Below are 26,843 nucleotides of genomic sequence, written 5' to 3' on the forward strand. Positions count from 1 at the left end.
ACCGGTGCCAGGCAGCAACTTGACCCGAGCCGAGGCCCAAGCCCGAGCCCAACTGATCGACACAGTGACATATCGGGTCGAACTGGATCTAACCGGCGGGGCCGCCCAATTCGACTCGGTCACCACCGTGGAGTTTGGCTGCCGCCAGGTCGGAGCGAGCAGTTTCATCGACTTGATCGCCCCAGAAGTGACTTCGGTCGAACTCAACGGCCAGGCACTTGAAGTAGACAAGGTCTTCCAAGACTGTCGGATTACCCTGCCAGCCTTGGCCGCCCAGAACCGGTTGGTGGTCAAAGCCCGGCCGGCCTACTCTCACAGTGGCGAAGGCTTGCACCGCTTTGTCGACCCAGTTGACCAGGAAATCTATCTCTACACCCAGTTCGAACCAGCCGACGCCCGGCGGGTCTTCGCGGTCTTCGAACAGCCCGATATCAAAGCTAGCTTCAGCTTTGTTGTCTGGGCGCCTAAGTCCTGGACGGTGCTGTCAAACCAGCCAGCCCGCCTGGTTGAACCCACAGCTGGCGGCCAAAACCAAATCCACCATTTTGAGCCCACGGCCAAACTGTCCTCTTACCTGACTGCCATCTGCGCCGGCCCGTTGGCCGCCTGGCACGACCAGGTCACCTCGACCGATGGCCGGACAATTCCGCTGGGTCTGTACGCCCGCGCCTCGCTGGCCCAACACGTCGACGCCGCCAATATCTTTGCCACCACCAAACAAGGTTTTGGTTTCTTTGAGCCGACCTTCGATTTCCCCTTCCCGTTCTCCAAATACGACCAGGTCTTTTGCCCGGAATACAACTTTGGCGCCATGGAAAACGCCGGCCTGGTCACCATCACGGAAGGTTATGTTTTCCGTTCAGTACCAGTTCAGGCCCGTCTTGAGCGGCGCGCCATCACCATTCTGCATGAGCTGTCCCATATGTGGTTTGGCGATCTGGTGACTATGCGCTGGTGGGACGACCTCTGGTTGAACGAATCGTTCGCCGAGTTTGTCTCGCATCTGGCCGCTGTGGCCGTGACCGAATGGCGCCAGGCTTGGACCACTTTCGCCTATTCGGAAAAGCTCTGGGCCTATCGCCAGGACCAGCTGCCAACCACCCATCCAGTCCTGGCCCCTATCGAAGACCTTGATGATGTCCAAAACAACTTCGACGGCATCACCTACGCCAAAGGCGCTTCGGTGCTGCGCCAGCTGGTCGCCTGGGTTGGCCAGGACGCCTTCATTGAGGCCTTGCGCTCCTATTTCTCCAAGCACGCCTGGTCCAACACCACTTTGGCCGATCTGCTGGCCGAGTTGGCTCTGGCCTCAGGCCGAGACCTTGGCCAGTGGTCTGAAAAGTGGCTCAAGACCGCCGGTGTCAACACTATGACCGGCCAGTTGACCGGCCAGACACTGAGCATCCGGCAATCAGCACCAAAGGAACACCCCACGCTGCGGCCCCATCGAATGGGTCTGGGCGGCTTCGGCCTGGCGGGCGGCCAACTGACCCGGATCTGGAATCGCGAGATTGACGTGCCACCTGACGGCGTCAGTCTTCTGCTCGATGGCGAGGCCGGCGATCTGGTGCTGCTAAACGACCGTGACCTGACCTACTCCAAGATCCGGCTCGACCCGGCTTCGTTTGAAGTGGCCCTTCTCCATGTTTGGCAAGTCGACGATTCGCTGGCCAGGGCGGTGATCTGGGGAGCCTTGTTTGACGCCGTGCGCGATGGCGAGTACCCGGCCTCGGGTTATGTCCGCGCGGTTCTGCGTAGCATTGGCAACGAGTCCCATGCCACCGCCCGCCAGATCCTGCTGCGTCAGTTGGACACCTGTCTGCGCTGGTACGTCGATCCGGCCAGGCGCCTAGACCAGCTGCGTCATGCGACTCAAAGACTGGCGAGCCTGGCTGAGGCGGCCGGTCCGGGATCAGACAGTCAGCTCTTGTTGATCAAAACACTGGCCCGGCAGGCCCAAGACCCTGCGGCCCTTGACCTGGTCGAAGCGCTGCTGAACGGTCAGCGTAGCCTTCCTGGGCTGTCGATCGACACCGACCTGCGCTGGGAGCTGCTAATGCCGCTGATAGCGGCCGGGCGCCAAGGCGAGGTAGCCATCGACGCCCAGCTGGCGGCCGACCCAACCGCGACAGGTCGTGAGCAGGCCGCGGCCCTTCGCGCAGCGCTGCCCAATAGCGAAGCCAAAACCGCGGCCTGGCTGCGGGCCGTGGAGGACCCGGCCACCGCCAACGCCACTCAACGTCAACTGATCGACGGCTTTGGCCGGGTGGTTGACCGCAGCTTGTTGCGGCCTTTCGCCCAGACCTACTTTGATTCGGTCGAACGGGTTTGGGATGCCCGCAGTGGTGAGATGGCCGCCAATGTGGCTGAGGGCCTCTACCCGGCTTGGCTTCTGAACGACCCCGAAGTCGACGTTTTGGCCTTGACCAGTGATTTCTTGGCCGCATTGGGTGACCGCAAGCCACCACTGAGGCGGCTGGTGGTAGAGGGCATGTCAGGTGTTCAGCGAGCCTTGGCCGCCCAGGCTTGCGACGCAGCCAGAGGGGCGTCACTGGCCGGCCGGCTTGGGGACGTGGTCTGACAAGCTCGCCACGGGCGCTAGAGTAGCTTCGGTGGTTGGGCCGGAGCCCATGCCGCCTAAACGCCCCCGGGGGCTTGGCCATGAGCCGGGTCCCGCGGCCTCAGTCGACTCGGTTGGCGCCTCGCGCTGACATCGGCAAACGCGGCAGGACAACACAGTTTCAGGCTAGGAAACGGGTGTTACTCACCGGTCTTCCAGCCCGGCAATAAGGAGACTCTAATGACTTACTTGGCAACACCCGAATTCGCCACTGACTGGCCGGAGTGGGCTCGCTGGTTAATTGGCGACCCGCTGGCGGTGGTGCTCTATCTGCTGGGGGCGCTGGTTGTCTTAGCCATTGCCCACGCTGTTATCGGTCACACTGTTAAGAGGTTGGCAGCCAAACCGTGGACGCTAGGTGGGGATGGCGATGTCAGCGAAGCCGAGCGAGCCCACAACCAAGCTCGCAGAGAGGCCCGGATCAAGACCCTGGGTTCGGTGGCGCATTCGACGGTCAAAGCCGTGGTCTGGATCTTGACGATCTGCCTGGTCCTGGAGCGGCTCGGTGTGTCGATGGGCCTGATTATTACCACTTTGGGCGTATTAGGCGTTGGCGTTGGCTTGGGTGCGCAGTCGATGGTCAAAGACATGATTGCCGGGATGTTCATTTTGGCCGAGGACCAATTCGGTATTGGCGACCAGGTCGACGCCGAACAGGCCAGCGGCAAGGTCGTGTCGATGTCTCTGCGCATCACCACACTGAGGGATGATGACGGCGTTATTTGGTATGTGCCCAACGGCACTGTCACCCGAATCGGCAACTCCTCCCAGCACCGGCCACCAGCCACCGGCGAGGCGGCGACCAGTTAGCCTGTGGCGGCGCTGATCTCGGCCGCTAGCTGGCCTGACTTTGCGCCAAGCACGACTTGGACCACTCGGCCAGAGATGACCACGCCATAGGCGCCAAGGGACTTCAAGGCAGCCTCGTCAACCAGGCTGGCGTCCTTTAGCTCAACCCTTAGATGCGCCTGGACCGGTGTCACCCTGACCAAGTTGTCCCGGCCACCAAGATGCTGTAGGACCAGCTCAGCCGTGTTCAATTGAGCCCTCCTTAGTTGGCACCACCGCCAGTTTAGGGGGCCGGTGAATCTTTCCCCGCAGTAGCTTCTGGCCGTCGATGCGCACTATTCGCCAACTTCCAGGCGAGCGAAAAACCTTCGCCGCCACGGTTAGTCTCTCCGCAAGCGCCTATGAGTCACCCGATGCGGCCTGGCCGCCTCGGGCCCCAGACGGTCCACCTTATTGGCCTCGTAGGCGGCGAAATTGCCTTCGAACCAGAACCAACGGCTCGGGTCCTCATCGGTGCCTTCCCAGGCCAGGATGTGGGTGGCCACCCGATCTAGGAACCAGCGGTCGTGAGAGACCACCACGGCGCAGCCCGGGAACTCCAGTAGGGCGTTTTCGAGCGAACCCAGTGTCTCAACGTCTAGGTCGTTTGTTGGCTCGTCCAGCAACAACAGGTTGCCACCTAGTTTTAGGGTCATGGCCAAGTTGAGCCGATTGCGTTCTCCGCCTGACAGCACGCCAGCCGGTTTCTGCTGGTCGGGGCCCTTGAACCCAAAGGCCGAGACATAGGCCCGAGATGGCATTTCGACCTGGCCAACGTGGATGTAGTCCAGCCCGTCACTGACCACTTCCCAGACCGAACGTTTCGGGTCAATCCCGCTGCGCCCCTGGTCAACGTAGGCCACTTTGACCGTCTCGCCAATCTTGAGGTCGCCACCGTCAAGCGGTTCCTCTCCCACTATGGCCTTGAACAAGGTTGTCTTTCCCACCCCGTTGGGCCCAATCACCCCGACAATGCCGTTCTTGGGCAAGGTGAAAGACAACCCGTCTACCAGAACCCTGTCGTCAAAGCCCTTGCGCAGCTTTGAGGCCTCCAGGACTATCGAACCCAGGCGCGGGCCCGGTGGGATTTGGATCTCGTCAAAGTCGAGTTTGCGGGTCCGCTCGGCCTCGGCCGCCATTTCTTCATAACGCTGCAACCTGGCTTTGGACTTTGCCTGGCGGCCTTTGGCGTTTTGGCGCACCCAGGCCAGCTCCTCGGCCAGGCGCTTGGCCAGCTTGGCGTCCTTTAGGCCCTGGACCTCGAGCCGCTCGCGCTTTTTCTCCAGGTAAAGCGAATAGTTGCCTTCATAGGCATAAGCCCGGCCACGATCAAGCTCCAAAATCCACTCAGCCACATTGTCAAGGAAGTAGCGGTCGTGGGTGACCGCCAAGACGGCGCCGGGATACTTGTCCAGGTGCTGCTCCAGCCATTGGATCGACTCAGCGTCAAGGTGGTTAGTCGGCTCGTCTAAGAGCAGCAGATCGGGCTGCTCCAATAGAAGCTTGCACAGCGCCACTCGCCGCCTCTCGCCCCCCGACAGGACGTTGACCGGTGTGTCAGGCGGCGGACAGCGCAACGCGTCCATGGCCTGATCCAACCGCGAGTCGAGATCCCAGGCGCCAGCGTGGTCAAGGCTTTCTTGAAGCTCTCCCATTTCTGCCAGCAGCTTGTCGTAGTCGGCCTCGGGGTCAGCTAATTGCTCGCTGATCTGGTTGAAGCGGTCAAGTTGAGCCTTGATTTGGGCCACGCCCTGCTCAACGTTGCCCAAAACCGTGGTCGAGTCATCCAACGATGGTTCCTGTTGCAGCATGCCAACGCTGTAACCAGGGGTCAGCGTGGCATCGCCGTTCGATGGCACGTCCAAGCCAGCCATGATCCTCAAAACCGAGGATTTGCCAGCACCATTGGGCCCAACCACGCCAATTTTGGCTCCCGGGTAAAACGCCAAGGTGACATCGTCCAAAATCAACTTGTCACCGTGGGCCTTACGGGCACGTTTCATTACGTAAATGAATTCAGGCACCGCATAAGGATACGGCCAGTCGCTGAACCAAAGTCGCATCTAGGCGATTGGTGGCCCCCTAGGCCGCCAGCGGCGCCTGAGCAGCCACCTGACCTTCGGGGCCCTGCTGGCGCCGTGTTGGCGCCTCCTGGCCACCAACTTGGCCCGGCATTTCCTGCCCGGGCTGGGTTGGAGCCAGGGCAGCCCCGGGGCTTAGGCCGGCCGGCTCGCCCTCGGCCCCGCTAACGGGACTGCCGCCTGTGCCACCGGCTGGTCCGCCACGGGCAAGATCATCCACCTGGTCTTGCCCTGCCGCTTGATCCTGCCCTTCCGGGCCCCGACGGTGGGCCGCCATGGCCACTTTGGTGAAACGAGTGTCTCCCCAGCGCAGGTCATGGCCCACCAGATCAGCTTGGACCTGCATGGCCCAATTGGTTGAACCGTCTTTGGCCTCCCACTGGTGACTTGTCAGCCGGCCAACCACAATCACCGGGTCGCCCTTGCGCACCGAATGGCGCACGTTGTTGCTCAAGGCTTTGCCCCGGATCTTGATGTCGAACCACTCGGTTTTCAGCTCGGCGTACTCGCCGTCGGCTTGGCGGTAGCGCGGCGTTGACCCCATCCTGAAGGTCATAAAGTCGCCATTTGGTCCCGCTCGCAACTGCGGCTCGGACGAGACCCAGCCATTGACCGTCACCCGCACATCGTTTTCCATTTTTTCTCCCAAAAGTTTGGCTGCGGCCGGCCCCACGCCGGCCTATCGCCAAGCATCATTGCGTGGACCACCGACGCCTAGACGACCACCGCTGCCTCGCCTGTGGAGGACCGGTTTGCCGGACGTTATCAGTCGACAACCCAGACTTGCCTCTGGTCGGGAGCCGGTGGCCTAGCCGGGTCGCTAGCCGGTAACCTCGGCGGATCCCTGATCGGGTGCCTGGCCGGTTTCGGCACCACCAAGGCCCCCGGGCGAGCTGGCCAAGGAGCGCAACTCGGCGGCGACGTCTTTCAGATCTGACAGGGCATAGTTCACCGGATCACTCAGCGCCTTTTCGACAACGGTCACAACCGAGCCTTTGACCTTGACCAGCCAGGCCGCCCGCCATTTCTCCCTGGCACCAGCCCCGCCAAAAAGTCGGCTCAGCCAACCTGGCTTGGCAGGCTGGCTAAGGTCCGCCAAAGATTCGTTCAGCCTGGTGGCGAGGTTGGCCGCCGATGCAGTGGCCAGTGCCGCGACATCCTGCCACGGCTCGGGCAACACGGCGGTGGCAGCCCCGATGTAGCCTTTGACCAGCGGGCGCACTTCGGCTGCTGTCACCTCGACCAACCCAGGCGAAAATGGCTCCGGCGAGCCGTCGAGCGCTAGCGCCTCTAGGGCCTCGGCCACCGTTTTCCCCGCCGCCGCCAGGCCCTGGCCGTAAGCGGCCATTTGATCTGCGCCCAGGTATTCCGCCAAAGGCGCCTGAGCCAACACCTCGCCGGCCTCCCGGGCCAGGTCACCGGCTACTCGCCGGGCCGCCACAGTCTCCTCCGCCGTCCGTTCGACCAAGACTGAGCGCAAATCCTCGATCCCCTCACCCGTCACCGTCGAGGTGACCAGCAGCTTGGGGTTGGCCCACCCACCTGACTCCAAAAGCGAGGTCAAAGCCTCGCTCACCGGGGCGGCATCGGCCTGGGACAACTGATCGACCTGGTTCAAGACCACCAAATTGACCCGGCTGACCTGCTCCAAGGCTGAGGGCAGAAACAGTTCACGCAAGCCTGGATCGGCGTACTTCTGCGGGTCGGTCACCCAGATCAAAATGTCCGCCAAGGGCAGTATCCGCTGGGCCACCTTGTGGTGCTCAACATCGGCTGAATCCGAATCCGGCAGATCAACCAGAATCATGCCGCCCCACTCCCCCAGCTCCGGTTCGAGCACCGAATCGCGTTGGATGGTGTCATCCGGGTTGACCCCGGCCCACTCCAGCAGCGGCGCCGCGCCGGGCCCCCAAACGCAGGCGTTAGCCTTAGTCGTTGTCGGCCGCAGTGCCCCGACCTGCGCAAACTCCATTTTGGCCAGTGCGTTGAAAAGTGAGGACTTGCCCGAGCCACTGCCACCAACCAACGCCACCAGGGTGTGGTCAACGCCTCGCTCAAGGCGCCCGATGACGCCGGCCAAGCTTTCGGGGCAACCTGACCAGGCCTCGTCCCCTAGGCGCTTGGTCAGCAAATCGCATAGCTGGTACAACCGGTTGGCCCTTTGGCGCAGGGGTTCGATTCCGCTCATGGTGTTGTTGCCACCACCTCCGGGATAGCGTCGACCGTCTTGGCGCATAGGGACAGACGGCGGGCCAGGCCGGACAGGCCCGTCGGCTGAGCCGTGGCCGTTTCGATGGCTTCGCCAAACAGGGCTAAGTCCAGGTCAACGGCCCCGGCCAAGGCTCGAGCCTGGGCCTCAAGTCCAAGTCTAACCAGGTCGTTGACGCGGTCTGGTGCCAGGGCCTCAAGGTAGACCGCAGCGTTGTCCGCGCCCAGGGCTACTGCCTGGACTAGTCGGGCCATTCCGTCCTTGGTTAGTGCTTTGGTGGCGAGCACAATGGTCTCGTCCCCGGTTTCGGCTAGCCGGCTGGCCAGGTGTCGCCTCCAGAGCAGATGCGGGTCGTTGTCACCGGGCCTCAAACGCAACCAATGGCGAGGGTGACTGGTTTTGCTGGCCTGGCTGGGGCCGTCATCGGGCCGGAGCAGTCCCCCCGGCTGGGCCAGCGCGCGGGTACCTTCCGGCACCTGGCCTGATTGCCACAGCCCAACAACCCGGCGGCGCGCCCGCCGTGTGACTTGGTCTGCCACCTGTTTGACCGCCTGGGCCAAGGGCTGCTCGAGCCGGTCGAGCGCCAGCCTGACCTTTTCTGCCACCGCCGCATGCGGCGCCAGCTCCTTGTGCTGGTCGATGAAGGCAATCAGCCCCTCGGTCTCTGATTCCCAAATCAGTCGCAGCTGGGCCTCGGGTTCGATGGCGTCAGCGTTGGCGGTGGGCCCGTTTCCGGCGCCCAAAGCGGCCTTAGGCGCGGTGGCGGCCAGCGCGGCGCTGGTGGCGGCGCCGCCTGCATCGACGGCCGCCCGGAGGGCCTGAGCCGCCTGGTTGACCACCTCGGCGGTGGCTTCATCGGTCGCCTGGCGCAGCAAGTCCAAGGTCGCTTGATGCACCTTTTCCGCTCTAACCAGGCGTTTTGTCTTGTCTAGCGCTCTGACAACTGACTCGTGAATCGAACTGACGTTGTCCACGGCCTGCGGCCATGGGTCGAGGCCTTGTTCCGCCAACCAGCTCTGAATTGGCTCAGCAGCGACCGTGTCGAGGGCGGTGACAGGGCCTTTGGCTCGCAGCACTGTCATAACCGGCAAGTCCGGCCAGCCCCGATCAGCCAGCATCTGCTTGGCGTCTGCCACAACCACGTCGACTGACTCCCTGGGCAACCGGTTGATCAGGAAAAGTGTCGGCACCTGGGCTGGCATGATGGCGCCGAGCAGATCCCAAACCAGTGCATCGCCGTAACGCAGACCACTGGCCACCACAATCCAGCAGTCGACCGGCAACTCCACCTGGTCCAAATTGTCTGGGTTTCCGGCCGCGAAAGGATCGGACAGGTCTAGGACCGCCCGGCCCGGCAGCACCTCATCTCCCAGGCAAAGCGCGCTTTGGGTCAAGGCTGGGTGGCCGGCCATGAGGGCCGCCGTCGACGGCCTGACCAGGATTTGCGGTTGGGCTGTGGTCGGTCGCAGAGCCGAAACTGTCGCCAGATCCTGCCCCGCCAGGGTGTTGGCCACAACTGATTTGCCGGTACCGGTCGGTCCGGCCACACCAATAACCTTCGGTTCGCCCACTTGACGCAGCCGAGGCAACAGCTCATGATCCAGGTAGTACCGCAATTGGTCCTGCGCCAGGCGAGCCTCAGCCGAGGCTATCGAGGGAAAAGGGAATGTCACGGCGTCCAGTTCGCTGCGAAGCGCGCTGACCACTTCAAGCGTGGCGCCGTCGCCCTGCTCAGGCCGCATCATCCAAGTTTTGCCTACATCAAGGCCTTGTGCAACGATGCGCGCCCGGCAGGCAGTGATTGGGCCCAAGCCCGGGTGGCGCTGGCTGATTCGCCATCGCTCCTAGGCACCTTTGTAGCGGCTTGGCGGCTGCGGCGCTGACTGACCTAGTACCGATGCAGGTCAACTCGCCGTGACCTTGTATCAAAGCAGCCCAGGCCGCCGCGACCTTGTATCAAAGCAGCCCAGGCCGCCACGACCTTGCACCAAAGCAGGTCGACTCGCCGTGACCTTGTATCAAAGCAGCCCAGACCACCACGACCTTGCACAGAAACAGGTGCGACTTTCGGGGGACACGCGTCTGGCCTGGTCACCACCGCGGCCTCAAAACCCCGACCTGTCTTTGCACTAAGTCACGGCCGGCCCAGCTGCTTTGATGCTAAGTCGCGGCAGATCCGTGCCGGCCGTCACGGCGGCAAGCTCTACCACATTGGTGTTGGCCGACCCCACGCCGGAACCCACATCACCATGTTGATCCAAAACCTCGACGTTACGATCGTGGCCACCGCCACCGGAGAAATACTCCGCGAACTCGTACTCGATCCCACCAGGAACTATCAACCACAAGGCTAGACAAAAACGCGGCGAACCCACGTTTCGTGGGTTCACCGGTTTCCTATGTCCCGAGACATCACAACGCGCCCCCGAAAGGATTCGAACCTTCGACCATTGGATTAGAAGTCCAGTGCTCTATCCACTGAGCTACGGGGGCATGGGCGCCCAGTCAGCCTAACCCACGCAGGTAGGGTTGAAGAATGAGCGTTCCCGAACACGGCGTGACCGGCCCAATTGTCTGGGTCGACTGTGAAATGACCGGCCTCGACCTGACGGCCGATGCCTTGATCGAGATCGCCGTTGTTGTGACCGATTCGACCCTGGGGACCCTGGGCGAGGGCCTGGACATCATCATCAAGCCGCCGCAGGCCGCCCTCGACCAGATGTCGGACTTTGTCCGGCGGATGCACACTACTTCGGGTTTGTTGGACGCTCTTGATGCTGGCCTCGCTCTAGACGAGGCCCAACGCCAGGTCATGGCCTATGTCCGCTCTCATGTGCCGCACGCCGGAAAGGCACCTTTGGCCGGCAATTCGGTGTCTACTGATCGCGGCTTCATCGACCGGGATTTGCCCAAACTGGGTCGGTTTCTGCACTACCGGACCATCGATGTGTCGTCCATTAAGGAGCTCGCCCGGCGTTGGTATCCAAGGGCCTATTTCGCCGCCCCGGAAAAGCACGGCGGCCACCGGGCGCTGGGTGACATTTTCGACTCCATCGACGAGCTGCGCTATTACCGACAAGCCCTCTTCGCCGAATCGCCGGGCCCAGATACCGACACCTCCAGGGCCATCGCGGCCCAAATCGCCGAGACCTCAGTTCGCGGCTAAGCCCGTACCCTTGCCCGATGCCGTGTGCCCGGGCCGGCAGCGCGTCGTCCGGTAGTTGCCACGACGCTCAGCCAAACGGGGCCAACCCGTCTGGCTCGCCCGGTGACGGGCGCTGGCGGTGTCAGCCCGCCAGCAAAACCGGTAGACTCCATCACCGGCCTTGGCCTAGCGGCCAGCGCCATGGTGGCTGTAGCTCAGTTGGTAGAGCTCCTGGTTGTGGTCCAGGCGGCCGCGGGTTCAAGTCCCGTCAGCCACCCTTGAGTGTTCAAGATTGAACCTGCGGTTCCATGAACCGCCTCCCCCACGGCCCCATCCACAGTCCCCGAGCCCAGATCTGCCGTTCCACTTTCCACCTGCCCAAACACCGCTGCTGGAGTTGACCCCATCAGCCAGGTTCTCAAACGTGGCGTGTGTAGCAGTACCCAAGAGCGAATACGCCCTCGGATGACCGCCCCACCAGCCGAACCACCGACGGGCGGGAGGTGCCGGCTTGAGTGGCGAACTGGCTGAGGGTTAGCCAAACCGCCACTGGGCCTTGATTTCGGAGATGAGACGGCAGTCATTGGCGAGTAAGCTCTGCCCGGCCTCAACTCCAGCCCGGACTCAGCGGGTGGCGTGGATCAGGCGAACCAGCCGCATTGGTTGAAGTGCGTCACGGCGGTCCCAGAACCCGACCGGAACCGCATTGGCCTCCTCGACAGCACGAACCCCACGCCAGCCAGCGGCTTCCAACCAGCGGGCGGTTTCTCCGGGGCTGGGTGTCGAGAGCCATGGTTCTTGGCCGCCCAGTGCAGCGGCCAGGGCCTTGGCGTAGTCCTGTCCGGTGGCGTCGCGGGCCGCCATCGACATCAACGCTGAGGCATTTACCGGAGCTTTAGGATTCTTCACCTCAATTAACTACCATGCCAACCGGGCTTGGTGGGGCAGGCTTTCGGCACCACGACAGTGACGATTTGAGCTTTTCTTGACGTGCAAATGCGCTCCGTCTTCTGTTCGTTGGTTGGCATCCCGATACGGCCCCTGCCAACCAGTCCAAGGCCAACCGCCTGGGCACTCAACCATGGCTCAGGTCAAAAGACAGCCCAGAGGATGGCGAAGGCGGTGACGCCGACCACCGCGCTCCACACCAGTGACCGGGACAACCAGGCGATTAGGAACACCGGAATGGCCGCCAGCAACGGCAAGAAGGCGCTCAGCTCGCCCGAAGCCAGGGCACCGGGATTAAACAGGTCGGTCGCCACCAGAGCGGCAAACACTGCCGGCGGGATGAAACCAATTGTCTTCTCCGCCTGCGGTGGCAGCTTTCTACCCCGAAGCAAAAAGACGGGCAATACCCGGCAGGCCAACATCGACAAGGCGCAGCCGGCGAAGATTATGGAGAAACTGGTCCAGGTCAACTGCGCCACTCCTGCCGAACTGAAGTCGCCGCCATCGCGCCTGCTACCCCAAGCAAGGCACCGATGAGTATGGCCGCTCCACCCAGACCAACCAGCTTTGCCATCACCACCCCGCCGGCCGCGACCAGGGCGGCTAACACGGTCCCAAACGACCGCCGCTGCATCAACAGCAGGCAGATGAAGATTGACGTCATGGCGAAGGACGCAATCGGCAAAGGGATGTCCAGGGCATTACCAACAAAAACCCCGGCCACGCAGCTGGCCGTCCATGAGGTCTGCGAAAACAAATTGACCAGTGTGGCCCGTCCCACCGACCACTCTCGCGACGCAAATTGGTGGGTGTTCACGCCAAAGCTTTCGTCGGTCACACTGGCGGCAAACAAGTAGGTCAGTCGCTTGTCGGTGTTTTGGCAGTGCCGTGCCAAGGACACGCCGTAAAGAATTTGCCGGGTGTTGACCAGCGAAACACTTGCCACAATCGAAGCGATCGGATTGGCCGCGATCCACATATTCGGGATCATGAACTGCCCGGCGCCGGAATAGAACAAGACCGCCAGGAGCAGCACCTGCAGGGCGTTCATGCCGACTGACGCGCTCAGCACACCGCAGGGTATGCCAATCACCAAATAACCGAGCATCACCGGTAGGGCCGCGCGCAGCGACTGCGATAGATGCTCCCGTTTCGGCACGAAACGCCATCCTAGTTTGCGCCAACCCTTGAGGGGCGCGTTGTCGCCAAGGCATTTTTGGCCGGTCGTTGCGCCAGCCTTGGCCGATGGCGCCGGCCAGTTGGCTTTCGGGCGGGGTCACCCGGTGGGCGGGGGTGGTAGGCACTAACGTAGGTGGCGGCTTGGTCGCGCAGAGCGAGCCAAGGCGGACCAGCACGGCGAAGATCCCCTCGCCGCAGGTCGAGTGCCAGGACAAACAAGGAGAAAACAATGCAGCAACGGAAAATCGGCGACTTCTCGGTTGGCGCCATCGGGTTGGGGGCCATGCCCATGTCCATTGAGGGACGACCCGAGCCTGAACAGGCCATTCGCACCATCCACGCGGCCTTGGATGCCGGTGTCCGGCACATCGATACCGCCAACTCTTACCACCTGAACGCGGGCGAAGTTGGGCACAACGAGCGTTTGGTCGCCCGGGCCCTGGCCTCGTGGACCGGCAACGTTGACGAAGTATTGCTTGCCACCAAGGGCGGACACCTCAGGCCGGGCGACGGCAGCTGGACCCAGAATGGCGATCCAAGCTACCTGGTGGCGGCAGCCAAACAGTCAGCCCGCGACCTTGGAGTCGAGTCGATTGGTCTGTATTACTTCCACCGCCCCGACCCTGCCGTGCCATATGAGGATTCGCTCGGTGCGTTAACTCAACTCCTCCAAGAAGGAGTCATTCAGCAAGCCGGCATCTCCAACGCCTCGGTCGAACAAATCCACCAGGCACAAGCAATTGTGGGCCCTCAAATGGTGGCCGTCCAAAACGAATTCTCGCCGGCCTACCGTTCGACCCTGGACACGCTGCATGAATGTGCTCGCCTGGGTATTGCCTTCCTGCCGTGGAGTCCGCTTGGCGGAATCAGGTCGGCTAAGTCGTTTGGCGCGACCCATGGCGTCTTCCAGCAGGTTGCCGCCGCGCACGGAGTTTCGCCACAACAGGTTGGATTGGCCTGGTCGTTGGCCCAGGGGCCGCATGTAATCCCGATCCCCGGGGCATCGCGGCCTGAAACCATCATGGACTCGGCTTTGGCGGCAGATTTGGTTCTGACCGACACTGAGCTGGCGTTATTGGACGCCGCCTAGACCAGGCCGAAGGCCAAAACCACCCCGCCGAAGCCAACAAACACGCCAAACTCGGCGTACAAAAGGTTCCTGGCCAGCAGCTCGCTGCGGTACAACGCCAGCAGAACCAACATGAAAGCCGCGTAGGCGGCTGTCACTCCGATCAGCCAGCCTGTCCCCCGCAGCCAGGCTTGCGCCACCAACAAATACGACAAGATGAAGCAGCCGGCCACCGCCCGCCAGGCCGCCCGCCGGTGAACCCGAACCCGCCAGCCGGAGGTGTGTGGAATCAGCGCGGCCACCACCACGAGGACCTGGATTGCGCTGATCAACAGGCAGTTCACCAGCCAGAGGCGCGACTGGCCGTAGAGCACCTGCCACACATAGAGCGCCAGCGCCAGATTGGCCGTGGTCTCGACAACCGCGAAGACCACCACCGAGGCCCGGCGCATAGCCACATGGCGCGAAATGGTGATTGTCCGGTCCCAACCGGCGACCGCTGATAGCACTACACAAACCACAGTCGGCACAACCACCGCCGCCAGCGCCAGCCAAAACACCGTTCAAGCTTAGGACCTGCCGGACAAGGCTCACCGGTGAGCGCGGCGCCAACGGACTACCCGGCATCGGCGCAGGCGTGCTGCAATCAAGTCGAGGAAGGCGCAGACGCCACCACCACGCAGACGGCACCTTTCTTCAAGGCCAGGCCAGCCTCGAGACCAAGACCGCGCAGCTCTTCGACCAGCCCCTGGGGGCTTAGTAGCCGCTCCCGGAACCGTGCCAGCCGCAGGAATGCGTTCACCGGCGCGCGTATCACCGCGGGAATGACTGGTTCCGCCAGGTAGACCTTGCCTCCAGGCCCCAGGCTTCGTTTGGCCTCGTTGACAAAACCGGCCCGGTCATCGAAGTGGTGGTAGGCCAGGCAAGCGACGATCCCGTCGACTGAAGCATCCTCAACGGGCAGGGCGCCGCAGGAGCCCGCCAGGATCTCCATATCCGGGCAAGCGGCCCGGGCCACCCGGACCATGGCAGCCGACGGGTCCACGCCAATCCCCGTGATCCCAAAGCTCCGTTCCAGCTGGGCTAGCAGCCGGCCAGTGCCGCAACCGACATCGAGCACGCGGTCGCCCGGCCTGAGGTTGGGGCCGGCAACGCGGATCAAGGCTCGGTAATAACGGTCAGCCAGCCTCCCCTTGCGGCCGGCATCGTATTGGTCCGCCCCGGCCGAAAAGTCGATGGCCCGGCTGGCGTGGTGGCGGCGCCCCCAATGCCGGTGCGCTCTCCGGTTGGCCTTAGGCTGTGGCATTGGGCACCTCCGCGGGTTTGGCTTTGACATGGACGATGGCGCTGTCCAGTTCCGGAACACCGTTCAGCACCGTAGCGGCGAGGTGATCAGACAGGTCACTGGCCTGACCCAGTGTCAGGTTGGGATTGGTGACCACCGTTGCCTCGGCGGTCAGTTCATGGCCAAGCCAGCGAGCTCTAACAGTTCCGTTTTCGGTACCGGTTTCCTGGTTCAGGATCGCCTCGATCGATTCCACCAGGGCCGGATCGACTCCATCCATTATTCGCCGCAGCACATCGCGGCCTGCCCCGAAGAACACCGCCGCAATGGCAAGCGCGATCAGCAAGCCAATAATCGGATCGGCCAGGGGTAATCCCAGCCAGACCCCGAACGCGCCCAGAGTCACCGCCAGTGAAGTAACGCCGTCAGTCCGGGCGTGGTAGCCGTCGGCTACCAGTGCGACCGACCCGATCCGGCGGCCCACCCGAATCCTGTACCGAGCCACCAGCTCGTTGCCCAAACAACCCACCAGGCCCGCGCCTGCGACCCACCCAAGGTGGGTCATCACCTGCGCATTCGACAGCCGCTCAATCGCCTGCCAAGCGGCGATCACAGCGGACAGACCAATCATGACGACAATCAGCAGCCCGGCAATATCCTCGGCCCGGCCGTAGCCATAGGTGAACCGCTTGGTGGGGCGGCGCCTGGCCAAGACAAAAGCGATCCAAAGTGGCACGGCTGTTAGGGCGTCGGAGAAGTTGTGCAAGGTGTCGGCCAGGAGGGCCGCAGACCCAGAAAGGAACACAACGACCAATTGGGCCAAGGCAGTGGCCATCAACCAGGCCAGCGACACTTTGACGGCCCGGATGCCCTCGGTCGTTTTCGTCAGAGGGTCGTTTCGGGGCGTAGAGACGGCGTGTGAATGTGGCCTGATGCGATGACCGAGTCGATGCCACCGGCCGCCGTGGCCGTGCTTGCGGCCTGGCCTGCCTGGCCGGGCCTCGGCTGCTAAACCGCCGGTCATGACGGGTTGTCACCTTCGACGGCCGGGGCGGCGGCGTCATCGACGTGGTGGGAGGGAACACCGGGCATGGCGTGTTCAGCGTTTTGGACAGCGTCGGTGACCAACCGCTCAACGTGGGCGTTTTCGAGACTGTAGTAGATCCTGGCGCCGTCCCGACGGGCTCTTACCAAACGCGCCATGCGCAGTTTGGCTAGATGCTGCGAGACGGACGGCTGTGGCTTGCCCACAACCCCGGCCAGGTTGGAAACCGTCAGTTCGCCGCCGGTCAAGGCCCACAACAGCCGGATACGTGTCCCGTCTGCCAGCAACCGGAAGACCTCGGCCGTCAAACTAGCCAGATCATCATCCAGGCGGGTTCGGCCGTCCCCGGCGGGCGGACATTCGTTCATGCGCATATGCTAACATGACTATTGTGGATGCGCACAAGACCCAGATTCGGGCTTACCGACCCAAGGATGAAGACGCCCTCTTCCGGCTGATACAAGGCGAAGGCGCCGAGTGGCAAGACTATTGGCGGGGCGCCAACCGGCAGAAGTACGCCAAGGCATTGGCATCGTCTATCGTCTACCTGCTCTTCGCAGGGGACGAACTCGCCGGCTACGCCCGCTGCCGCGACGACTCCGGCTATGGCGTCTACATCCTCGACCTGCTGGTTGACCAAAAACACCGCGGACTTCACTACGGCCAAAGCCTGATTGAACAGGTCCGCGGCGACCATCCCGGGGTCGAGGTCTACATCACCAGTGACGTCGATCCGTACTACCAGAAGCTGGGCTACCAAGTAGTCGGCACTCTCTTCGCAGTCCCCCGCAAGCCGTGAGGCACCAGTCCGGTCCGGGAGCCGGCATCGGCCAAGAGCACCCACCGGAAGCACTACCAGCTGCTATCATTTGCATGCAATCGTTAGCAGGAGGCCACAATGAGTACCGTTCAGCTTGCCACGAGGGTCGAAGAGTCTCAGGACCGGCTCTTTCGGGAAACCACCAAGCAGCTGGGAACAACCCCGGCAGACGCTATGCGTATGTTTGTGGCTGCTTTTAACCAGCACCGCGGCTTCCCTTTCGACGTGCGCCTCGACCGGAGTGTCGAGTTGCTCGAGACCGAGGAGGACGCCGTTGAATTCGCCTCCCATCTGTCTCGGAAGGTGCTCAATGAAGCGAGGTGACATTTGGACCCTCCATGACGGGCGATACGCGTCAAAGGCCCGTCCAGTGGTCCTAGTGCAACACGACTTTGCGGGTTTCGACTCGGTGATCGTGTGCCTACTCACGTCGTTCAACCGAAGAGGGACACCGTCGCGCGTTTCGGTGGAACCCACTCCGACAAACGGACTGAACAAGACCAGCTACGTGATGGCAGACAAGTTACTCACCGTCAGTCAGGATGAGCTCGGCGACAGGGTCGGGAATCTGACCGACGAACAGGTGCATGAGGTGTCATGTTCGTTGGCAAGGGTGCTCGCCATTGGCCGGAGCCAAGCACAGCCCGATCCGTCTGACTGATTCGACGATCAGTGTGAGCAAAGCACCCGGCCCGGCAGCCGGCATCGGGCAAGAAGCGCGCCGCCCGCGCCCTAGGTCAACCAGGCCACCAACCCCGCCAACAAAGGCGCCACGATCAGGGCAGGCAATAGGTCGCCGATCGGAACCTTCTTGATCCCCGCCAGCCGCACGCCCAAACCGAGCAGAATAACGCCGCCTGTGACCGTCAGCGCATCGACGTAACCGATGGGCAAAAAGTCGCCCAACCAGAAGCCCAATAGCGTCAGCAACCCCTGGTAGATGGTCAGCGGGATAATCGAAGCCATCACGCCAATGCCAAATCGAGAAGCGAAGGCAATGGCGGCAAAACCATCCATGATGGCTTTGACAATCAGCTGTTCGGCGCCCGTTCCTAGGCCGTCAGAAATTGAACCCAAAATGGCCAGCGGGCCAACGCAGAAGATCAGGGTGGCTGTCACAGCGCCTTCGATAAAGGTGCTTTCATCAGCACGTTTGGCAACTTTGGTGCGCAGCCAGGCGGCCGAGCCATCCAGTCGTTGCTCAAGGCGTGCACCGGAACCAATCAGCCCGCCTACCAGCAATGCACCCAAGACCACCAGCAGCCGGGCGTTGGCGCCAACCTCTTCCGCGAAGGCCGCCGACATCCCCGAAGCCACTGACATTCCGCCAATCACCAGCGTGACCAGGCCTAGGACCAGGGTGACTATGTCCCGGCTGCGCGCCGGCAGCCGGTGGCCCGCTGCCATGCCGATCAGGCTGCCAACGATCACCGTCGCCACGTTGATGGCCGTGCCCGCCCCGATGAACATGATCTACAGTCAACCACCGAGCCCAGGCCTGGCACCACAAGCCAATTGCCTGGTGGGATCATCTGGGTGGCCACTTGGCCCGGCCAAGGCCTGAACTCGCGTCATCGGCACGGCTCAGACCGGCTGTTCGGTTTCGGTAACCAGGCCGTTTTCGACCGCCAGACGGCCCTCTCTGAGCGCGCCCTCCAATACGCCGTCCAGCCGCTGGCGCGCCTCGGAGTCCATCTGGACGCCAAAAGCACTGGCGGTCCTGGCAAAGGTTTCGTCACGCCCCTTACCTGGGTCACGGCACACGGCCTCGATCATGGCATTACGCAGCTCGTGGTACGGGATTTCGTCGAGCTGCCGCCTGTCACCCGGCACGCGGAAACCGGCGTAGCTGGGAGGGTCAACGCCAGCTGGCCAGGCGATTGAGTCGCCGTTTTGAGCGGCGTGGAGTAGCCCCACCGGCAGGGACTTGCGAAGGGACTTGCGCTGTTCATCGGTCATTTGCCCGATGCCGAAGCGCGCCGCCACGATCCGTATCAGCCGGTCAGCCACGACTGGGCCTTCTTCGCTGACCACCGCGATGGCGACCTGGCCTACCGGGCTGACCTCCTTTTTGGAACGGCTGACCATGTCCTCTGGTCGGTGGCCGGCCTGCTCGGCGGCGGCCTTGAAGACTAGGGTGTCAGCGGTTCGCTCTGGGCCCTCTAAGGCCTGTGGCACAGCGGAGTCGTGGTCAATGGCCGGGGTGGCGGTCGGGGGTTGCGCTGGATCTTGCGAACTGGGCTCTGCCTCGGCCACCGGTGGCGGTCCAAAGTCAGCCGGCATCGGCTGCAGAACCTCGGTCTCATGCGACGTGCCGGGGGCATGCGGAAGCTCGGTCTCGCGAGAAAGGGGCAGATCAGCTGGGGATGGCGGTGACACCTCGGCGTCATGCGAAAGCTCGGACTCGCGAGAAAGGGGCAGGTCAGTTGAGGGTTGATGCGGAAGCTCGGTCTCGCGGGAAACAGGCAGATCAGTTGGGGATTGCTGCGAAAGCTCGGTCTCGCGGGAAACAGGCAGATCAGCTGGGGATGGCGGTGGCACCTCAAGGTCATGCGAAAGCTCGGACTCGCGGGAGATGGGCAGATCGGTTGGGGATGGCTGTGACACCTCGGGGTCATGCGGAAGCTCGGACTCGCGGGAAACAGGCAGATCAGCTGGGGGTTGCTGCGAAAGCTCGGACTCGCGGGAAACAGGCAGATCAGTTGGGGGTTGCTGCGAAACCTCGGACTCGCGGGAAACAGGCAGATCAGTTGGAGGTTGCTGCGAAACCTCGGACTCGCGGGAAACAGGCAGATCAGTTGGGGGTTGCTGCAGAACCTCGGACTCGGGGGGTAGGTCAAACCCAGCCGGCACCGGCTGCAGAACCTCGGTCTCGCGGGAAAGGGGCAGGTCAGTTGAGGGTTGATGCGGAAGCTCGGTCTCGCGGGAAAGGGGCAGATCAGTTGGGGGTGGCTGTGGAACTTCAGACTCGGGTAGTGGCTCAAAGTCAGCCGACATCGGCTGCGGAAGCTCGGACTCGCGGGAAACAGGCAAATCAGTCGGGGATGGCGGTGGCACCTCGGGGTCATGCGAAAGCTCGGACTCGCGGGAAATGGGTGGGGTCGGGTCGGGGTTGGTTAGTCTGACAATTGCCTCGACCTCGCTTTGCGGTGACTTCAGCCAGGCAGGCAGCCAAATCCGGTGGACCGCCAACCAATCGAGTTGCCCAGCCAAGATCCAAGCTGGCAGCCCGTCGCGATCGCCCACACTGGGCCGCCTGGCCCAATTGGGCCCATCAAGCATGACCGCCACCCAAGACGGCGACCCCTCGCGCCTGACCGCCAAGTCGACCCGGAAGCTCGACAGCCCATAGTTTTCGACCACCTCTAGGCCAGCCGCCCTCAACGCCGCCGCCACCTGGTCCTGGTGCAAATCCTGAGGTGCTTTATCCGCCCCTACCAGCCAGCGCTGGCCGTGTTCGGCCGCCAGGAGGTAGTCCTTAAGGTGGGCCAGGCCCAGCGAACTCGAACCCGACAAGTCCCAACCAGTGGGGTCGAACGAGGTCAAAACCACCACCTGGCGGCGAGCCCTGGTCACCGCTACGTTCAGCCACCTCTCGCCGTCCACCCGGGTCAGCAGACCCCAATTGGACGGCGCCCGTCCCTCGCCATCTGGCGCCACCGCCAAGGTCATAATGATGACGTCGCGCTCATCGCCTTGGACACTGTCCAGGTTCTTGACAAACAACGGCGCGTCGGTCCGGCTCAGGGCCGAATCAAGCCGGGCATCAGACACGCGTACCTCGTCCAGCAAATCCAGAATCAGATCGCGCTGCTGATCGCTGAACGCCACCACTCCAAAGGTCCACTGAGGATGCGACGCCAGTTGATCGCGCAGCTCGTGCACCACGCCGTAGGCCTCAGACCGGTTGACACCACCCACCCCGGTAACGTCGTTTTCCCAAGTGCCAGTGACCCGCCGCAACACGACTCCGCGCGGCGCACCGGCATCGGCCGGAGGGCTGGGGAACGTCGCCAAACGCCCGCCGTAGTACTGGGTGTTGGAGAAGGCCAACAACGACTCATCGAGTGATCGATAGTGCCAGGTCAGGTCGAGCTTTGGCCAACCCAGCCGGGCCGCCTCGACCAGAATCGAGTCCTCGGCGGCCGGAACCAAGCTAGCCTCCTCCCGGCCAGAACTGGCCGGATCTGAGGCGTTCTGTTCAGCCGAAACTGAGCCAATTGAGGCCGGCGCTTGCTTCGAGTCCCCAACCACCACCACGGCCTGGCCACGCCCGGCGGCGCCAATCGCTTCCGGCACCCGGATCTGGGAAGCCTCGTCGAAGACGACCACGTCAAAGCCCTCAAGATCGCCGGGCAAGTAGCGAGCCACCGAGGCCGGGCTCATCAAGAAACAGGGCACCAGCTTGCGCACCTCCTGTCCGCCAACCTCTAACAGTTGACGGAAGGTGAGCCCCCCTCGCCGCCGAGCCAGCTGAGAGAACAACTCGCCGATCTGGGCGAACGAAACATCGCCGTCAAAGTTGCGGGCCGCCACGATTCGGGCCGGCAGCTCAGTACAGAGACGTTGGCGCAGATCAGCCGCCTGGGTGATGAACCGATCAACCCGCCCCTGATAGGCCACTGGATCGAAGCCTCGCAAACCGGTGCCATCCAACCGCTCAACTAGGGTGGCTTGAGCGATCGCCGCCTGGATCATTTCGTCTAGCTGGCCGCCATCGACGGCGCCTTGGTCGAGAACTTGGTCGGCCCCTTGCACACCCAGTTGAGCCAGACGGTCCAATTCGCGGCGAACCCGAAGGAAGGCCGCCAGCCGCGGCGCGCCTTTCTCCAGATCGGCCTGCCAGTCATCAAGCCTGTTTACAATCTGATCGAGAAGCGATTGGTTGCCTCGCCACTGCTCCAGCCGCTCCGGCGTGACATCTAGAAGCCTGAACAACTCCCGCAGGACCTCAGCCGTCCGTTTGACGTCTCGAGCCGACCAACCCCGGGCCCTGTGCCCGGCTTGGTCCCTCACTTGCTCGGCCGCCTGGTCGAAGGTCGCCTGATCGATCAACCCGTTGCCTCGAAGCAACCAACCTGCCCGCACAGCTCTTTCTGCCAGCCAGAGCGACTGTTCGACCTGCGAATAGTCGGCCTCGACATAAGGGTTCCAGCGTTTGGGCAGGTCGATGCCAGGAAGGGCAGCCAGGGCCGCCTCGACATCAAGTACGGCCAATTCGGCCCGCTCAGCGCCTTGCAGTATCTCCGTCAATTGCTTCAGCGGCACGTTTTCGGCATCACGCCAATAGCCCTCGAGCTCGGTCACAATCTCCCGGCGCATCCTGGCCTTGCCAATTCGGCTGGAATCAGCCCGGTGGGCCAGCCCAATCACCGCACCCCATTCGAAACCAATCACTTCAGGGTCAAACCACTCCAGCAAGGGTTTGTACTCGATACGCAGACGCCTCAATCGTTTCGTCGCCACTTCAGCCGTGCGCAGCCATTCTTCGGCCCCGATGCCCTCAACTTGGCGCGGTGTTAACGCGTCTTTGGCCCCAATTGTGTCCAGCCACTGGGCCAAGGCGTCCAACCCGGCTGGGTCACGCGCAGCACAGGCTAGTTGCCAAACCGGCCCTTCAAGACCGGACGCCACCTCCCCTAAAGCCTCAACTGCCTGCGCCAGGCTCTTCAGGTCAAGCCCAGGCTGTGCCGCTCGCCGCTCCAGGCCGGCATCGGCCGGTTTTGTGTCAACTTGGCCGGCCACGGACAGATTCGCGCCAACCAGCCGCCAAGGCGAATCTGCCACCAAACCGCCCATTTGGCCTAGGTCTTGGGCCAACCGGCCTCCCGCCTCGACCACCGCCGCCAACCGCTGATCCTGCCGCAGAACCTCAGGCCCCACCGTCAAGACCGGGTCTGGGCCACGCGTTTCGACCACGGCCGCAGCCCCCAGAAGATCCTGGTGGGCCTGCCAAACCGACTTGCCCATGGGGCCCGGGCTGTGCAGCCGCTGCGGGTACTGCGACAAATGCGCCACCTCTTCGCGCTGAGCCGCTAGGGCAACGTCCCAGCCAGGTGAAGTGCCCGGAGTGAATTCGATGGCTCGGCGCAGTTGGTCTATGACGGCCGCCACGGTCTGGTGCCGGCCATACAGGTCCAGGCAGAACGGCGCCAACCCAACCGAGTCCAGGCGCCGTTTGACCACGTCCAAGGCAGTTTGCTTCTGAGCCACAAAAAGGACCGATTTGCCCGTCACCAGGCAATGCGCAATCAGGTTGGTGATGGTCTGAGATTTGCCTGTCCCCGGCGGGCCTTCTAGGACAAATGAATGGCCACCGGCAGCCCAACGAACGGCCTGGGCCTGGCCTGAATCGGCTGCCAAAGGTAGGTAGCTGGCAAACTCGCCGGCCTCTGGCAGGGAGGGTGTGGCGGGAGTCGCCATCCCGGTCTGGTTGGCTCCCAGAGCTAGGCCGTGAACAGGCTCACGCTGGCTCAAATGAGACCAGTTCATGGACAAGTCGTGCCAAATATCCATGGTGTGGGTCTGAAGGCAAATCAGGTAGGCCACTGGCTCGACCCGGAAACAGTCGAACCTGGAGCCGGCGATGGCCCGGCCCGTCGCCTCCAGGATCTGTTCAACTTCGAGACTGCCTTCGTCACCGGTTAGCTGAGCCAGCGCTGGGATTTCCAGGCCCCAAACTGTCCGCAGTTTCTCAGCCAGGCAGAGGTTAGGGACAGCCCGGCGCGCCGGATCCAACACCATTTCGAAGTGCTGGCCACTGCGTGACTCGGTCAAATCAACCGGCACCAGACAAAGCGGCGCGTCGCCGCGTCCCTGGCGGTCCGCTTCCATCCATTGCAGCGCACCAAGGGCCAAGTAGAGGCTGGCCTGGCTGGTCTCTTCCATGGCCAGGCGCGAGCGCCGGTCAAGGCTCCTCAGCCTGGCCGCGAAAGCGCCTTTTGACACAGTGGCATAAGCCACGCCAGAGACCTCCAGAGCGTCAATTAGGCCCCCTCCGTCCGCCATTTGGGACCCTTCGCCGCCTCCTGGCCTGCTGGCCTGGGCTAACGAGTCCTTTGGCAATAGCTTGACCGGGCGCCCGGCGGCGACCACGGACCCCAAACGGCCCAGGCCGGCGGCAGGTAGATGCAGCGGCACCGTCAAGCCGGATCTGCGTTTGGTCAGCGGATTGCAGTCTGACGAATCGACTAGCGCCCGCTGCCAGGCCTGCACCCGGCTGGGGATCGCGGCATCGGGCGCAATACTGGCTGATGCCGGTGGCTTCGCTGGGGCAGGTGGCGGCGACGGCGGCACCGGGGCAGGTGGCGGCGACGGCGGCACCGGGGCAGGTGGCGGCGACGGCGGCACCTGGGCAGGCGGCCCGGACGGCTTAGAGGTTTGGTCTGGCGGCAGCGGCCGGCGGGCCTGACGCGGCTGCGGCGACCGGCGCGGCTGCGGTGGCCGGCGAGGCTGACGCCGCTGGGCCGGCCGATCTGACTCGGTTGACTGCGGTGGCCGGGTTAGCTCGGGCTTTTGGACTGGCGGCGCAGTTGGCTGGGCTGGCTCGGGTGGCGCGGTTGGCGCAGGTTCCGGCGGCGACGGCCTCGCTTGTGGTGCCGGATGCGGCTGTGGCGGGTGGACCGGGCCGTCTTTGGCCACGCGGCCACGAAGACCCGCGCCTGGCGGCAACCCGGCGACAGCCTGGCCCAGCTGGCCCACGATTGGCAGAGGTTTGACCACCCCGTGGGCGGCATGGACATCAACCAGGTAGGTGATCTGGTCCTGACCGGATTGGAGATGCTTGGCGGCAATCGTGCTGGCCTGCTCAAAGGTCAGCGCCTGGAAGCGCAAACACAAGGCGGTGGCCTCGACCCCAACCAAACGTCTCGACGCCGCCACCGAGGCCAGCGTTCTCTTGTCTTCGACGGCCACCACCGGCAGTTGGGCATCCTCAGTCAGAAAGCCGGCGAAGGCGTGGTCCGCCGTGACGGCGATGACTGGGTGGATGCCAGCCCGCTCCAAAGCTGCGGTGTAAATGCAGGTCAAATCCAGGCAAGTGCCCCGCCTGTCATGCAGAACTTCCCAGTGGGTGCGAATGCGCTGGCCAGAGCCCTCGAATGTCCCGGCCGGATCAGACAGCAGCAGACGGCGGCTGGCCAAAGCGTCGTAGATGGCAGCGGCAATCGCCATGACCCTTTCGGGGCCCGACTCATAACCATTCAGGCTGGCCGAACCAGTCTTCTGCTCGAGGCGCTGGCTGGCCGCCCTGAGCACTGCGTCAATGGCCGGGTCCTCGGGGCGGACAAAAGCAGCAATGGCCTCTGGCACGGACATAGCCCACCACTCGTTGGCGGCCAGTAGCCGGATCACGCCCGATCCCCAGGCCTTGGCCTCACCGGCGTCCAGTCCTAGGCGGATTGTCGTCATGACGGCCTCATTCAGCCCGCCAAATACGGCCGGATCAACCGAAATCACCCGCCTGGTGGCGGGCAACTCCAACAATTCCCCCGGCCCCAACGGTCCAACCTGGATGTCAACCTGGGCAGTGACTTCATCAGTTCTTGGGCCCGGCGCATCAATCACAACTGATAACGTCACCGGCTTGGTCCTGGTATCGGTGGTGTTGACCACGGCCACAGTGGTCAGCGGCGTGGCCCGGTTGGAAGCGAGGGCCAAGTTGAAAGCGTCACGATAGGCCAGATAAGCCACCACGCCGTTCGACTGGGTTGTGCAGGATCGGATACCGGGACCAAGTTCACGCTCGGCGAATGGTGCCAGCCCCCTAGCCGTCACTGAGCCCGGACCGGAACCAACAGCCGCACCGGCGTCGACGCCCACGGCACCTCCGCCAGGAGTCGGGCCCAAAGCGGCTCTGGAGCCCTCAACCGGTTTTCGGCCCGGTGCCGCGCCTGGCTGGTGGTCTGGGCGTTCTTTGGCTGTCGAATCCGCCTTTGGGTCTGGCCGGCGCCTTGGGCCCAGGGAGCCTTTCTGGTCCGCCGGCTCGGCGACAGTGACAACTACCGGGATCTCTTGGGTGCCAAAATCGGTCAGAGTCGGCTGGTAGGGAAGCGATTGATGCCCATCACCGGCGTCTAGCAAGCCGATCAAGAAGCCCACCTCTTGGTCCAAGTTGAGCGCCTGGGCCAGCTGGGCCATAGTGTCCAAAGCGCGGTCGGCCTGCCGGCGGGTGATGGAATCTGGCCGGGAGACTCGGCCGGCTTGGCGGACAATCTCCCCCACCATGGCTCGGTACTCCTGGCCAAAGGCCGGCATGACCCTGGTGTGGGCTTCGATTGCCTGCAGCAACTGCTCTAGGTTCTGGGCCGAGCCGACGCTGGGCTCTTGGCCTGGTTGCGGGTCTGGCCTGGGCGTTGGTTTTGGCCTTGGCTGCTCGGGCCAGGTTCCGGGCAAGATCTGACTGTTCTGTCCCCACAAGGGGTCCTGCGCAGATGACGGCAAGGCCGCCTCGACCATGGATCTGAGGGCTGTTTCGAGCGCGCTAAGGCCCATGGCCAACCGCTCGGCGTCGCTCTGGTTGGTCGTCATTGCCCTATTGAACCTGTCCAATCTTGCGGCTCGAAGCCACTGGCCCATCGTAATCTCAGGTGGGCCATCTAGGTGGCGAATTGGCC

The 26,843-nt window shown here is 63.2% G+C and carries 21 protein-coding genes and 2 tRNA genes; 7 read left to right on the forward strand and 16 right to left on the reverse strand.

Going from position 1 to position 26,843, the window contains the following annotated elements:
• The first annotated feature begins 4 nt into the window (after positions 1 to 4).
• Positions 5 to 2,581 carry an aminopeptidase N gene (pepN, locus tag FWD29_01355; GenBank protein MCL2802593.1) on the forward strand — a complete coding sequence of 859 codons (2,577 nt, stop codon included), beginning with the start codon at positions 5 to 7 and terminating at the stop codon, positions 2,579 to 2,581.
• Between the two features lie 219 nt (positions 2,582 to 2,800).
• The gene (locus FWD29_01360; GenBank protein MCL2802594.1) at positions 2,801 to 3,430 is read left to right on the forward strand and encodes a mechanosensitive ion channel family protein; all 630 of its coding nucleotides are present in this window, start codon (positions 2,801 to 2,803) and stop codon (positions 3,428 to 3,430) included.
• Here the strand turns inward: FWD29_01360 and FWD29_01365 are convergent.
• The 7 genes from FWD29_01365 to FWD29_01395 form a co-directional block, all read right to left on the reverse strand.
• Positions 3,427 to 3,660 carry a PTS transporter subunit EIIB gene (locus FWD29_01365; GenBank protein MCL2802595.1) on the reverse strand — a complete coding sequence of 78 codons (234 nt, stop codon included), beginning with the start codon at positions 3,658 to 3,660 and terminating at the stop codon, positions 3,427 to 3,429. The two genes, FWD29_01360 and FWD29_01365, sit on opposite strands and share 4 nt — an antisense overlap.
• 129 nt (positions 3,661 to 3,789) lie before the next feature.
• Positions 3,790 to 5,472, reverse strand: coding sequence for an energy-dependent translational throttle protein EttA (gene ettA, locus FWD29_01370; GenBank protein MCL2802596.1), 1,683 nt, complete (start codon positions 5,470 to 5,472; stop codon positions 3,790 to 3,792).
• 58 nt (positions 5,473 to 5,530) lie between these two features.
• On the reverse strand, positions 5,531 to 6,166 hold the full coding sequence (locus FWD29_01375; protein MCL2802597.1) for a single-stranded DNA-binding protein: 636 nt from the start codon (positions 6,164 to 6,166) through the stop codon (positions 5,531 to 5,533).
• Between the two features lie 183 nt (positions 6,167 to 6,349).
• On the reverse strand, positions 6,350 to 7,717 hold the full coding sequence (locus FWD29_01380) for a 50S ribosome-binding GTPase (protein ID MCL2802598.1): 1,368 nt from the start codon (positions 7,715 to 7,717) through the stop codon (positions 6,350 to 6,352).
• On the reverse strand, positions 7,714 to 9,483 hold the full coding sequence (locus tag FWD29_01385; GenBank protein ID MCL2802599.1) for a hypothetical protein: 1,770 nt from the start codon (positions 9,481 to 9,483) through the stop codon (positions 7,714 to 7,716). The genes FWD29_01380 and FWD29_01385 overlap by 4 nt, the downstream gene beginning before the upstream one ends.
• 384 nt (positions 9,484 to 9,867) lie before the next feature.
• A complete protein-coding gene (locus tag FWD29_01390) occupies positions 9,868 to 10,128 on the reverse strand; it encodes a hypothetical protein (GenBank protein ID MCL2802600.1) in 261 nt (86 codons plus the stop codon).
• Between the two features lie 30 nt (positions 10,129 to 10,158).
• Positions 10,159 to 10,231: transfer RNA gene (locus FWD29_01395), tRNA-Arg, on the reverse strand.
• Positions 10,232 to 10,274: 43 nt separating this feature from the next.
• Here FWD29_01395 and orn point away from each other — a divergent pair.
• Both orn and FWD29_01405 read left to right on the forward strand, forming a co-directional pair.
• Positions 10,275 to 10,904 carry an oligoribonuclease gene (gene orn / locus FWD29_01400; protein MCL2802601.1) on the forward strand — a complete coding sequence of 210 codons (630 nt, stop codon included), beginning with the start codon at positions 10,275 to 10,277 and terminating at the stop codon, positions 10,902 to 10,904.
• Between the two features lie 183 nt (positions 10,905 to 11,087).
• Positions 11,088 to 11,160 (forward strand) — tRNA-His (locus FWD29_01405).
• Between the two features lie 347 nt (positions 11,161 to 11,507).
• On the opposite strand, the gene FWD29_01410 is transcribed toward FWD29_01405, so the two are convergent.
• The 3 genes from FWD29_01410 to FWD29_01420 all read right to left on the reverse strand — a co-directional run bounded on the left by FWD29_01410 (position 11,508) and on the right by FWD29_01420 (position 12,990).
• Positions 11,508 to 11,792: a hypothetical protein gene (locus FWD29_01410; GenBank protein ID MCL2802602.1), complete on the reverse strand. Its 285-nt coding sequence runs from the start codon at positions 11,790 to 11,792 to the stop codon at positions 11,508 to 11,510.
• Between the two features lie 182 nt (positions 11,793 to 11,974).
• Positions 11,975 to 12,301, reverse strand: a complete 327-nt coding sequence (locus tag FWD29_01415) for an AzlD domain-containing protein (GenBank protein MCL2802603.1) — start codon at positions 12,299 to 12,301, stop codon at positions 11,975 to 11,977.
• A complete protein-coding gene (locus tag FWD29_01420; protein MCL2802604.1) occupies positions 12,298 to 12,990 on the reverse strand; it encodes an AzlC family ABC transporter permease in 693 nt (230 codons plus the stop codon). Before FWD29_01420 ends, FWD29_01415 begins: the two co-directional genes overlap by 4 nt.
• Positions 12,991 to 13,239: 249 nt before the next feature.
• On the opposite strand from FWD29_01420, the gene FWD29_01425 reads away from it, so the two are divergent.
• Complete coding sequence (locus FWD29_01425) at positions 13,240 to 14,100, forward strand: aldo/keto reductase (protein ID MCL2802605.1); 861 nt, start codon at positions 13,240 to 13,242, stop codon at positions 14,098 to 14,100.
• On the opposite strand, the gene FWD29_01430 is transcribed toward FWD29_01425, so the two are convergent.
• The 4 genes from FWD29_01430 to FWD29_01445 all read right to left on the reverse strand — a co-directional run bounded on the left by FWD29_01430 (position 14,097) and on the right by FWD29_01445 (position 16,777).
• Positions 14,097 to 14,639, reverse strand: a complete 543-nt coding sequence (locus FWD29_01430) for a hypothetical protein (protein MCL2802606.1) — start codon at positions 14,637 to 14,639, stop codon at positions 14,097 to 14,099. The genes FWD29_01425 and FWD29_01430 overlap by 4 nt on opposite strands.
• A gap of 86 nt (positions 14,640 to 14,725) precedes the next feature.
• The gene (locus FWD29_01435; protein MCL2802607.1) at positions 14,726 to 15,385 is read right to left on the reverse strand and encodes a methyltransferase domain-containing protein; all 660 of its coding nucleotides are present in this window, start codon (positions 15,383 to 15,385) and stop codon (positions 14,726 to 14,728) included.
• Entirely contained in the window at positions 15,372 to 16,388 is a 1,017-nt protein-coding gene (locus FWD29_01440) for a cation diffusion facilitator family transporter (GenBank protein ID MCL2802608.1), read from the reverse strand. Before FWD29_01440 ends, FWD29_01435 begins: the two co-directional genes overlap by 14 nt.
• On the reverse strand, positions 16,385 to 16,777 hold the full coding sequence (locus FWD29_01445) for a metalloregulator ArsR/SmtB family transcription factor (GenBank protein MCL2802609.1): 393 nt from the start codon (positions 16,775 to 16,777) through the stop codon (positions 16,385 to 16,387). The genes FWD29_01440 and FWD29_01445 overlap by 4 nt, the downstream gene beginning before the upstream one ends.
• Positions 16,778 to 16,800: 23 nt before the next feature.
• Between FWD29_01445 and FWD29_01450 the strand changes: the two genes are divergently transcribed.
• Together FWD29_01450 and FWD29_01455 are read left to right on the forward strand one after the other, a co-directional pair.
• Positions 16,801 to 17,208, forward strand: coding sequence for a GNAT family N-acetyltransferase (locus FWD29_01450; protein ID MCL2802610.1), 408 nt, complete (start codon positions 16,801 to 16,803; stop codon positions 17,206 to 17,208).
• Between the two features lie 99 nt (positions 17,209 to 17,307).
• Positions 17,308 to 17,553, forward strand: a complete 246-nt coding sequence (locus tag FWD29_01455) for a type II toxin-antitoxin system RelB/DinJ family antitoxin (protein ID MCL2802611.1) — start codon at positions 17,308 to 17,310, stop codon at positions 17,551 to 17,553.
• A 408-nt stretch (positions 17,554 to 17,961) separates the two neighbouring features.
• Here the strand turns inward: FWD29_01455 and FWD29_01460 are convergent, their stop codons facing one another.
• Together FWD29_01460 and FWD29_01465 are read right to left on the reverse strand one after the other, a co-directional pair.
• Positions 17,962 to 18,699 carry a DUF554 domain-containing protein gene (locus tag FWD29_01460; GenBank protein ID MCL2802612.1) on the reverse strand — a complete coding sequence of 246 codons (738 nt, stop codon included), beginning with the start codon at positions 18,697 to 18,699 and terminating at the stop codon, positions 17,962 to 17,964.
• Positions 18,700 to 18,813: 114 nt separating this feature from the next.
• On the reverse strand, positions 18,814 to 26,757 hold the full coding sequence (locus FWD29_01465) for a DUF4011 domain-containing protein (GenBank protein ID MCL2802613.1): 7,944 nt from the start codon (positions 26,755 to 26,757) through the stop codon (positions 18,814 to 18,816).
• Positions 26,758 to 26,843: the final 86 nt, after the last annotated feature.

The sequence above is a fragment of the Micrococcales bacterium genome (assembly GCA_009784895.1).
In the GTDB taxonomy this organism is placed as follows: domain Bacteria; phylum Actinomycetota; class Actinomycetes; order Actinomycetales; family WQXJ01; genus WQXJ01.

Coding starts and splice junctions, on each gene's coding strand:
- FWD29_01440 (MCL2802608.1), bottom strand. CDS start 16,388: ATGACCGGCGGTTTAGCAGCCGAGGCCCGGCCAGGCAGGCCAGGCCGC.
- FWD29_01445 (MCL2802609.1), bottom strand. CDS start 16,777: ATGAACGAATGTCCGCCCGCCGGGGACGGCCGAACCCGCCTGGATGAT.
- FWD29_01435 (MCL2802607.1), bottom strand. CDS start 15,385: ATGCCACAGCCTAAGGCCAACCGGAGAGCGCACCGGCATTGGGGGCGC.
- FWD29_01460 (MCL2802612.1), bottom strand. CDS start 18,699: ATGTTCATCGGGGCGGGCACGGCCATCAACGTGGCGACGGTGATCGTT.
- FWD29_01465 (MCL2802613.1), bottom strand. CDS start 26,757: ATGACGACCAACCAGAGCGACGCCGAGCGGTTGGCCATGGGCCTTAGC.
- FWD29_01375 (MCL2802597.1), bottom strand. CDS start 6,166: ATGGAAAACGATGTGCGGGTGACGGTCAATGGCTGGGTCTCGTCCGAG.
- orn (MCL2802601.1), top strand. CDS start 10,275: ATGAGCGTTCCCGAACACGGCGTGACCGGCCCAATTGTCTGGGTCGAC.
- FWD29_01380 (MCL2802598.1), bottom strand. CDS start 7,717: ATGAGCGGAATCGAACCCCTGCGCCAAAGGGCCAACCGGTTGTACCAG.
- FWD29_01385 (MCL2802599.1), bottom strand. CDS start 9,483: ATGATGCGGCCTGAGCAGGGCGACGGCGCCACGCTTGAAGTGGTCAGC.
- FWD29_01455 (MCL2802611.1), top strand. CDS start 17,308: ATGAGTACCGTTCAGCTTGCCACGAGGGTCGAAGAGTCTCAGGACCGG.
- FWD29_01360 (MCL2802594.1), top strand. CDS start 2,801: ATGACTTACTTGGCAACACCCGAATTCGCCACTGACTGGCCGGAGTGG.
- FWD29_01425 (MCL2802605.1), top strand. CDS start 13,240: ATGCAGCAACGGAAAATCGGCGACTTCTCGGTTGGCGCCATCGGGTTG.